General features: G+C 68.6%; 7 protein-coding genes and 1 other RNA gene. 5 read left to right on the top strand and 3 right to left on the bottom strand.

What is annotated here, in order from left to right; genetic code table 11:
- Together FVP33_RS16045 and rnpB are read right to left on the bottom strand one after the other, a co-directional pair.
- Positions 1 to 670: DUF222 domain-containing protein (locus FVP33_RS16045; protein WP_147784687.1), on the bottom strand; the 670-nt coding region annotated here is incomplete at its 3' end.
- Between the two features lie 239 nt (positions 671 to 909).
- Positions 910 to 1,305: RNase P RNA component class A (gene rnpB, locus FVP33_RS16040), an RNA gene on the bottom strand.
- 53 nt (positions 1,306 to 1,358) lie between these two features.
- Between rnpB and FVP33_RS16035 the strand changes: the two genes are divergently transcribed.
- The 5 genes from FVP33_RS16035 (at position 1,359) to FVP33_RS16015 (ending at position 6,195) form a co-directional block, all read left to right on the top strand.
- Positions 1,359 to 2,042, top strand: coding sequence for a response regulator transcription factor (locus FVP33_RS16035; protein WP_246142380.1), 684 nt, complete (start codon positions 1,359 to 1,361; stop codon positions 2,040 to 2,042).
- A complete protein-coding gene (locus tag FVP33_RS16030; RefSeq protein WP_246142379.1) occupies positions 2,039 to 3,397 on the top strand; it encodes a sensor histidine kinase in 1,359 nt (452 codons plus the stop codon). Before FVP33_RS16035 ends, FVP33_RS16030 begins: the two co-directional genes overlap by 4 nt.
- A gap of 104 nt (positions 3,398 to 3,501) precedes the next feature.
- Complete coding sequence (locus FVP33_RS16025) at positions 3,502 to 4,929, top strand: ferredoxin reductase family protein (RefSeq protein ID WP_147784685.1); 1,428 nt, start codon at positions 3,502 to 3,504, stop codon at positions 4,927 to 4,929.
- Positions 4,926 to 5,417 (top strand): FMN-binding protein, encoded by a 492-nt coding sequence (locus FVP33_RS16020; RefSeq protein ID WP_187270762.1) that lies wholly within the window; start codon positions 4,926 to 4,928, stop codon positions 5,415 to 5,417. The genes FVP33_RS16025 and FVP33_RS16020 overlap by 4 nt, the downstream gene beginning before the upstream one ends.
- A 7-nt stretch (positions 5,418 to 5,424) precedes the next feature.
- A complete protein-coding gene (locus FVP33_RS16015) occupies positions 5,425 to 6,195 on the top strand; it encodes an FAD:protein FMN transferase (RefSeq protein ID WP_246142378.1) in 771 nt (256 codons plus the stop codon).
- On the opposite strand, the gene FVP33_RS16010 is transcribed toward FVP33_RS16015, so the two are convergent.
- Positions 6,192 to 6,932 carry a zinc ribbon domain-containing protein gene (locus FVP33_RS16010; protein ID WP_246142377.1) on the bottom strand — a complete coding sequence of 247 codons (741 nt, stop codon included), beginning with the start codon at positions 6,930 to 6,932 and terminating at the stop codon, positions 6,192 to 6,194. The two genes, FVP33_RS16015 and FVP33_RS16010, sit on opposite strands and share 4 nt — an antisense overlap.
- Positions 6,933 to 6,950: the final 18 nt, after the last annotated feature.

Raw genomic sequence — 6,950 nt, 5'->3', positions numbered from 1 at the left:
GCGGGTCGAGGTCGAGCCGGTATCGTTTCAGCCCGTTCGCGAGAATGCTGCGTCGCAGCGATCGGGACGCGACCAGTTCCGCCTCCCGCGGTTCGATCCCGTCGACGTCGAGGGCGTCCCGCCACCGGGCAGCGAGCCGCCGGACCAGATCGGCGGGATACTCCCCCGCGAAGCCCACCAGAGCCTGTTCGGCCGCGACCACATTCTCCTGGTCGGCGCGGGGTGAGACCTCGGTCAGGGCCGTCACGATCAGGCTCGCGGAATCCACTGGGATGATCGCGGCCCGCACCGCAGCCGCGAGGAGCGGGAACACTGGCGGCAACATCTCCCCGAGGAGACCGACCCGGTCGGTGGTGGCGTCGCCGACCCGGCAGAACCGGTGACTTTCGGCCAGGGTGATCCGCCCCACCTCCGCCAACAGGGCGGCGGCGCTCGTGGCACCGAACCGGGACGCGAGACCCTCCGGCCCGAGACTCGACCTCGACCGGTGCACCACCTCCCCGGCCAGACCCACCAGTCGGGCATCCGCCGCACGCCGCAACTCGAAACCCCGCCCCAACACGGCAAGCAACGACGCGTCATCCAGCAACGACGCGTCGCCGGTCAACGAGGCGTCGTCGATCAACCCGTCGACAGTGCCCTCGAGCCGGGCCGCAGTACCGTCTTCCATGACCCAAGCCTGCCAGCCACCACCGACATTCCCGCCGACAATACCCACCCTGACCAGCACTTCCTGTGGACGACGCAGGCAAAAGACAGCCTGTGGAGGAGTGGAGACACACCAACCAGGAGGAGGACGCAGCCACGAGGAGGCGCGCCACGAGGAGGCGCGCCACAGGAAGGGGTAACGGGTACCAGGAGCCGGCCCCACGCGAACCGCGCCCGAGGTGCCGCCCCAGCAGAGACTGGTGAATGGGCCGGCTAGTACGCCGGGTTCTGTCCCGGTGCGCCCCCTTGCGGGAACGACACCATCGACGGCCATCTATCTACGATGTACGTTGCCGCACACCTCTAGCGGTCTACCCGGAAGCTAGGCGAGCAGCCCGTAACGCTTCCTGTCTGACCTTGCTCCTGGCGAGGTTTACCTAGCCGACCCGATCACGCGGGCCGCTGGTGGTCTCTTACACCACCGTTTCACCCTTACCCCGAACCGAAGTCCGTGGCGGTCTGCTTTCTGTTGCACTTTCTCGCGGGTTACCCCGGGTGGGTGTTACCCACCGCCCTGCTCTGCGGAGCCCGGACGTTCCTCGGCGCTTTCCGCGCCCTCTCGGGCCCGGAATGCGACGCGACCGTCTTGCCGACCCATTCGATAGGAAAGCCTACGGCACGTCCAGACTCCCGCCGGTAGGGTGTTGATGGTGACGAGAATCCTGGTCGTGGAAGACGACGCGGCCATGGGCGCGCTCGTGGAGCGTGGGCTGCGAGATGAAGGCTACGACGTGACGCTCGTGGGCAACGGCATCGATGCCCTCATCGCCGCGGCGAACGAAGAGTTCGGCGCGGCCGCGATCGACGTGATGCTGCCCGAGATGACCGGATTCGAGATCTGCCGTCACCTGCGCAACCACGGCAACACACTGCCGATCCTGCTCCTCACCGCCCGTGACGCCGTGGAAGACCGCGTGTTCGGGCTCGACTCCGGAGCGGACGACTACCTCACCAAGCCGTTCGCCTTCGTCGAATTCAGCGCCCGGATCCGTGCCCTGGTGCGCCGCGAGGCCTCCACCTCGAGACCCGTCGTGCGGGTCGGCCGGGTGTCGCTGGACGCCGAGACGGTGCGCGCGACGATCGACGGCACGGCGTTCCCGCTCAGTACCAAGGAATTCACCCTGCTGAGGCTGCTTGCCACCCGCAAGGACACGACGCTCTCCCGCACTGAGATCCTCAGCGAGGTGTGGGGCACGACCAAGCACATCGACCCGACGATCGTCGACCAGTACGTGCGGTACCTTCGCCGCAAGCTCGAGCCGGTCGATGCCGGCTTCACGATCACCACCGTGCGCGGCGTCGGCTACACCCTGCAGGTAGACGACGAGGTGTGAGGGTGCTCTCGCGGCTGTCGATCCGGGCACGGATCACCCTTGGCAGCATCCTCGTCGCGGTCGTGATCTTCTCCATCGCCCTCGTCGCCGTGCGCGTGCAGGTCGCGACGATTCTCACCACTGCCGACTCCACCCTCGCTCGCGGGGATCTCAACTCCTTCGCCGACGAGATCATCGCGAACCCGGCCAACACCCTCGACGACCCGGGAACCGGGGTGCTGCTGTTCGTTCGCGCGCCGGACGGCACGGTGCAGGTCGACACCATGCCCCACATCATCCGCGAGCACCTCGAGCATCGCGATGGAGCGAACGAGCAGCTGACGCAAGACGTCGAGGGGATGGACTTCGTGGTGGTGGGCCGCGTCGTCCACACCAGCGCGGGCACCTGGTCGCTCTGGGCCGCGCGCAGCACCGGATCGAGCACCCTCGCCCTGCAGGGTCTCGACTCCACCCTCATCATCGGTGCCCTGGTGCTGCTCGCGGGGTTCGGCGTCGCGTCGTGGGTGCTCGCCTCCGCCGCACTCCGACCGGTCGAACGGATGCGCCGGAAGGCCGAGCTGTTGGGCGCCGACCCCGGCGAGGGCGGTCTTCCGGTGGGTCCGGCCCGGGACGAGATCGCGGAACTGGCTTCGACGCTCAACGCCCTTCTCGACCGCATCCGCCAATCGACTGAACGCGAGAAGCAAATGGTGTCGGATGCCGCCCACGAGCTGCGCACGCCGCTGTCCGTTCTCAAGACCCAGCTCGAACTCGCCCACGACGACTTCGGCGACGCCGAGGCGCTCGCCCGCCAACTCGTTGCCGCCGAGGTCTCTGTCGACCGGCTCTCCGCGCTGGCGACCAACATGCTTGAGCTGTCGAAGCTCGAGTCCGCCGGCACCCCCACGACGCCGAGCAGCACCGAACAACTGGTGACCGAACTGATGGGAAGCGTCGATCGAGCCCGCATGCTCGCGATCGCCAAGGACGTCGAGGTGGCGTTCTCGGTGAACGTCACCGGAGAGGATGCCGCATTCGCCATTGGCCAGCACAGCTTCGGCCGAGTCGTCGACAACCTGCTCTCCAACGCGATCGCCGCGGTACATGAGGAGGGGGTGGTCACGGCGTCGCTCAGCACGGAGCCGGGCGGCCTCGTTCTGGAGATCCGGGACGACGGGCCCGGGATGCCGGAGAGTTTTCTCCCGCACGCCTTCGACCGCTTCTCACGGCCCGACGACTCACGCACCTCGAGCACCGGGGGCAGCGGGCTCGGGCTCGCGGTCGTCGGGGCCATCATCGACTCGTCCGGCGGCAGCGTTTCTCTGCACAACGGCGGCCCCGGGCTCGTCGTGACCGTGCGATTACCCCAGATGTGAGAACTCTCACGGCGCCCATGCCTGCTTCACGGTGCCTGCATAGCTTCTGAGCTAATGCTGAACTAGTCGTCGAAATCCGGCGGCCGCGATTCAGTCAGGATGCCATGCCCTCCCAGACGCAGACCCGGCAGTCGGCCCAGCCGATGCCTCGCCGCGCCGGATCGCCGCGCCCGGACCGCCGCCGCCAATATCGACGCCGTGCGCGCGCAGCGGATCTCCTCGTCGCCGCCCTCTGGTCGTCCGGCGCGGTCGCGATCGCCCTCTTCCTCGCCACCGGCGGCATGTCCAAGTTCGCCACGGTCGCCGGCGCTGTGACCTCCTTCGGCATCATCGCCGGCCTGGTCGGCACCGACTTCATCCTCGTGATGCTCGTGCTGGCGGCCCGCGTGCCGATCATCGACAGCACGATCGGCCACGACCGGGCCATGGCCGTGCACCGATCCCTCGGCAAGCCAGCGCTCTACCTGCTGCTCGCGCACGCCGCGCTGCTCCTCGTGGGCTACGGGATGACCGAGGGCGTCAACCCCGTCGCCGAGGTTTTCAGTCTGCTCGCCGTCCCGGACATGCCGCTCGCCTTCGTGGGCCTCGGCCTGCTGATCGTGGTGGTCGTGACCTCCTTCGTGGCGGTGCGCAAGCGCTTCAGCTACGAGGGCTGGCACCTCGTTCACCTGCTCAGCTATGCCGCGGTGATCGCGGCGGTCCCGCACCAGTTGAGCGTGGGCGGAATCCTCGCCCAGGGCAGCCTAGAGCGCGCCTACTGGATCTCGCTCTACGTGCTCGCGCTCGGCGCGATCATCACCTATCGCTTCGTCGAGCCCGTGGTGTCGAGCCTCCGGCACCGCATCCGGGTGCAGAAGGTGGAGACCGTTGCCCCCGGCGTCGTCTCCATCCACATGACCGGGCACGACCTGCGCGAGCTCGGCTCCTCTGGCGGACAGTTCTTCATCTGGCGGTTCTGGACGGGCAGGACCTGGTGGCACTCGCACCCGATCTCCCTGTCGGCGATGCCGACCGACCGGGCGGCGCGAATCACGGTTCGCGACCTCGGCGGTGGGTCGGGCAGCATCAGCCAGATCCCGCCGGGAACCCGCGTCTCGCTCGAGGGCCCGTACGGCCTGTTCACCGATCGGGCACGCTCCGCTCCGCGCCTGGCGATCGTCGTCGCCGGCATCGGCATCACGCCGGTGCGGGCGCTGCTCGAACAGTCCCCTCTGGCACCGGGAGAGGCCACCATCCTGCTTCGGGCATCCGACGAGCAGGAGACCTACCTCTGGAACGAGATCATCTCCCTCGCCAAGAAGAAGGGCGCCACCGTCTACACGATGATCGGGCGCCGCGCGAGAACCGGACGCACCTGGATGCCCGCGGCCGACGCGCAGCGCGGCGTGAGCCTTCGCAGCGTGTTTCCCGACCTCGCGAAATCCGACCTCTACATCTGCGGCCCCACCGCCTGGCTCGACCTCGTCGAAGCCGAGGCCCGCGCGAGCGGACTGCCGCAACACCAACTTCACACGGAAAGGTTCGACTGGTGAGAACACGCGCAACATTGACCGGTATCTTCGCCTCGGTAAGCGTCCTGGTGATCGGCTGGCAGTTTGGAGCCGCCGCCATCAGCACGGCGACCTCCGCCTCGCAAGGCACGAGCACGACGGGCGCCTCGAGCGGTGCGGCCCCGGCCGCCACGCCGACGGCCGGAGCGTCGGCGGGAGCCACCACCGCAACCACTGCGGCGGCCGGCCCGAAGGACGGCTCATACACCGGCACGAGCGAGAACACGCCATTCGGCAACGTTCAGGTCAAGGTCGTCGTCGCGGGCGGCAAGATCACCAGCGTGGTGGCCCTCCAGCTCACCGACAACGGTGGTCGGTCCGTTCAGATCAGCAACTACGCCGCCCCCATCCTGAGGTCGGAAGTGATCAAGGCGCAGTCCGCCAAGGTATCCAACGTGAGCGGGGCGACCTACACAACCGATGGCTACCTGAGCTCGGCTCAGTCGGCCCTCGACCAGGCCGGATTCTGAGGTTTCGATGCGCCACGTCTTCTTCACCATGGGCACGGCGGTCTCCGTCGAGCTGCCGGGTGTCGACTCGGCGGGTCGTGCCCTGGAGAGGGTCGAGGAGATCTTCGCGGAGGCAGACCACCGATTCAGCCTGTACCGCGCCGACTCTGAACTGAGCAGGGTCGCCTCCGGCTCCCTCGCCCTCATGGCGTCGAGCCCCGAGCTGAGGAGGTCGTACGCCGAGGCACTGCTGTGGCGCAACGAGACCGGAGGCGCGTTCACCCCGCACCGTCCGGACGGAATCATCGACCTGAACGGAATCGTCAAGGCGGAGACAATCGAGCGGGCGGCCTCCGTGCTGGATGACGCCGGGTTCGTCGACTGGAGCATCAACGCCGGCGGCGACATCCTGTGCCGCGGGTCGCAATCGCCAGGCCAGCCGTGGACGCTGGGCATTGCGGACCCGGCCGACCGGCTCGCCCTGCTGTGCTCGGTGACCCTCGTCGGCGACCGCCGGGCGATCGCCACCTCGGGCAGCGCCGAGCGGGGCGATCACATCTGGCGCAAGGGAAGCCTCGAACCGACGGAATTCGTTCAGGCCACCGTCGTCGCGAGCAGCATCGTCACGGCCGACGTGCTCGCCACGGCGATCGTCTCCGGGGGCGGGACGAGCCTCGACCAGTTCACCGCACGCTGGTCGATCGATGCACTCACCGTTGATCGTGCGGGCAATCTCCGGGCGACCCCCGGCTTTCGCAGCGCGCTCGCCACGCCGCGGGTGAGCCCGCTTCTCGCCTAGAGCCCCGACTCGGCCGTGCGCACCAGAATCGCGCTGCTGTCCGGGCAGAGCAGGACCTCGTCGGGGTCGGCTGACCGGATCGCGGCCATGTCGTTCTCGTTGAGCTTCACGCCGCTCGCGCTCGACACTCCGCCGCGCAGCAACGACGCCCCGAACCCATAGCGCGCCCGCTGGCGCTCATAGAGGGCGAGGAGGTCCTCCGGCAGCGTGCCGGCGAGGCTCGACCGGCTGGCGGCCGCGTGGGCGCGCTCGCTCGTGAGCGCCTCCAGCACGGCATCCTTCTCGGCCGCCGCCGCCGCAATCCTCGCCGCGAGCTCGTCGTGCCGTCCGGTGAGTTCCGCCGCCGCCGCTTCGAGCCCGTCCACCCGCTCCATCACGCCGAGCTCGATCTCCTCGAGGTCGAGCTGGCGGCGCCGGAGGCCCGCCAGTTCGCTCTCGAATCCCGCGACGTCCTTCACGGACGACGAGCCCTGGAGGCGCTCCGTGTCCCGCTTGATCCGCGCCTCGACGACGGCGACATCCGACTCGATGCGACCGAGTTCCCGGCGCGCGTCTTCGAGCGCGCCGTTCGAGCTCGCGAGTTCGCGACGAAGCGCGTCGGCGTCGCTCGACAGGCCGGCGAGGGCGGCGATCTCGGGCAGTGTCTTGGCTCGGTGGTCGAGCTGCTGCAGGCGGATGTCGATCGCCTGCAGTTCCAGGAGTCGCGCCTGGTCGTTCGGGCTGGATTTCAGTGGCATGTGGCCCTCGCTTGCTGG

Origin of the sequence: Lacisediminihabitans profunda (assembly GCF_008040105.1) — a bacterium.
GTDB lineage: Bacteria > Actinomycetota > Actinomycetes > Actinomycetales > Microbacteriaceae > Lacisediminihabitans > Lacisediminihabitans profunda.
Note: the sequence above shows the minus strand (reverse complement) of the source record. Positions and strands in the feature narration are given on the sequence as shown.

Excerpts from the sequence above, each read along its gene's own strand:
- FVP33_RS16010 (WP_246142377.1), bottom strand. The coding sequence starts at position 6,932 with ATGCCACTGAAATCCAGCCCGAACGACCAGGCGCGACTCCTGGAACTG.
- FVP33_RS16015 (WP_246142378.1), top strand. The coding sequence starts at position 5,425 with ATGCGCCACGTCTTCTTCACCATGGGCACGGCGGTCTCCGTCGAGCTG.
- FVP33_RS16025 (WP_147784685.1), top strand. The coding sequence starts at position 3,502 with ATGCCCTCCCAGACGCAGACCCGGCAGTCGGCCCAGCCGATGCCTCGC.